Origin of the sequence: Rhodovulum sp. (assembly GCF_011048875.1) — a bacterium.
Taxonomy (GTDB): Bacteria; Pseudomonadota; Alphaproteobacteria; order Rhodobacterales; family Rhodobacteraceae; genus Rhodovulum; species Rhodovulum tesquicola.
Genome location: NZ_DSDD01000467.1, coordinates 1 through 1,910, shown reverse-complemented (window position 1 = coordinate 1,910; position 1,910 = coordinate 1). Strand labels below are relative to the sequence as shown.

Sequence of the window (1,910 nt, the reverse complement as noted above, 5' to 3'; positions counted from 1 at the left end):
GGGTGCCCAGCGCCGGGTTCCGTTCGAGACGCAGAACCTGTCGGTGATCGAGGCGATCGCGCAGGTGGGCGGGCTGAATACCGGGCTGGCCGATCCCACCGGCGTCTTCGTGATGCGCAACGAATCGCAAGAGGTCGCCCAGATGGTACTGGGCCGCGACGACCTGATCGGCGAACAGCGGATGGTCTACGTGCTCGACCTGACCGAGCCCAACGGCATGTTCCTGGCCCGCGATTTCGCGATCCGCGATGGCGACACGGTCTATGTGACCGAGGCGCCCTTCGTGCAATGGCAGAAGACGCTGGGCGCGATCACGGGCACGGCGGGCACGGCCAACAGCCTGGCCAACCTTGCGGACAGCAACTGACCGGCGCCATGCGCCCCGACCGGGATAGCGCCGCCGCCGGGGGGCAGGCCTCCCGGCGGCTTTTCGTTTTCAATGGCGGCTTGCTGACCGGGCGGCGGGTGCGGCGCATCCTGACGCTGGCGGGCCACGAAATCCGGCTGGGCCTGCCCGGCCGCGACGACCTGGTGGCGGTCTGGGGGGCGCGGCCGAGCACGGGGCGGGGGCTTGCGGTTGCCAACGCCCGCGGCGCGGGCGTCCTGCGGGTGGAGGATGCGTTCCTGCGCTCGGTCCTTCCGGGCCGGGCGCGGGGCGCGGGCGGGCCGCTCGGGCTGCTGCTCGACCGGCGTGGGGTGCATTTCGACCCGTCCTGCCCGTCCGATCTGGAACATCTGCTGACCACCCACCCGCTGGACGACACCGCGCTGCTGGACCGCGCGCGGGCGGCCATCGGGCGGATCAGGGCCCAGCATCTGGGCAAGTATACCGGCTTCGATCCTGCCACGCCGGTTCCCGCGCCCGGATACGTGCTGGTGATCGACCAGAGCCGGGGCGATGCCTCGGTCACGGCCAGCGGGGCGGATGCCGACACCTTCCGCGAGATGCTGGCCATGGCGCAGATCGAGAACCCCGGCGCGCGGGTGATCGTCAAGGCGCATCCCGAAACCGCGCTGGGCCTGCGGCCGGGGCATTACGTGCCTGATCAGCCGGGGATGCTGTCCGCGCCGGTTTCGCCCTGGGCGCTGCTGGAGGGGGCGGTGGCGGTCTATACCGTCTCGTCCCAGATGGGGTTCGAGGCGATCCTGGCGGGCCACCGGCCCCGTGTCTTCGGCCAGCCGTTCTATGCGGGCTGGGGACTGACCGAGGACCAACGCCCCCTCGACCGCCGCACCCGCAGGCTGACCCGGGCGCAACTGGCCGCCGCCGCGCTGATCCTGGCGCCGACCTGGTACGACCCGTTCCGCGACCGGCTCTGCGAACTGGAGGACGCGCTGGCCGTGCTGGAGGCCGAGACGCGCGCCTGGCGCGAGGACCGGCTGGGCTGGGTCGCGGGCGGCATGCGGATGTGGAAACGTGGCACGGTGCAGCGCTTCTTCGGTGGGGTCCGGCCGGTGCGCTTCAAACCCGATGCCGCGTCGGCCGCGGCACGGGCGGCGGCAACCGGACGGCGGGCGATGGTCTGGGCCGCGGCCGCGCAGGACGCGCGCCCCGGCACGGTGCGGATAGAGGACGGCTTCCTTCGCTCGCGCGGTTTGGGTGCGGCGCTGGTGCCGCCGCTGTCGCTGGTGCTGGACGATCTGGGCATCCATTACGATCCGACCCGGGAAAGCAGGCTGGAACGGCTGGTGGCGGCGGCCTGCGCGCTCGACCCCTTCGCGCGCGCCCGGGCCGAGCGGCTGATCGCCCTGCTGACGCGGCGGGGGGTGACGAAATACAACCTTGCTGGCGCCCCCCTGCCCGACCTGCCGCCGGGCCGCCGCATCCTGGTAGCGGGCCAGGTCGAGGACGACGCCTCGGTGCGGCTGGGCTGCCCGGCCGAGCGGACCAACCTTGCGCTTCTGCACCG

At 72.7% G+C, this 1,910-nt stretch carries 1 protein-coding gene and 1 pseudogene; both read left to right on the top strand.

Annotation, left to right across the window (positions count from 1 at the left end; all coding sequences use genetic code 11):
• A pseudogene (locus tag ENN83_RS15895) lies at positions 1-367 on the top strand (polysaccharide export protein); the annotation flags it as partial.
• An 8-nt stretch (positions 368-375) separates the two neighbouring features.
• Positions 376-1,910, top strand: a 1,535-nt coding sequence (locus tag ENN83_RS15890) for a capsular polysaccharide biosynthesis protein (RefSeq protein ID WP_287188718.1), incomplete at its 3' end; no start/stop codon positions are given.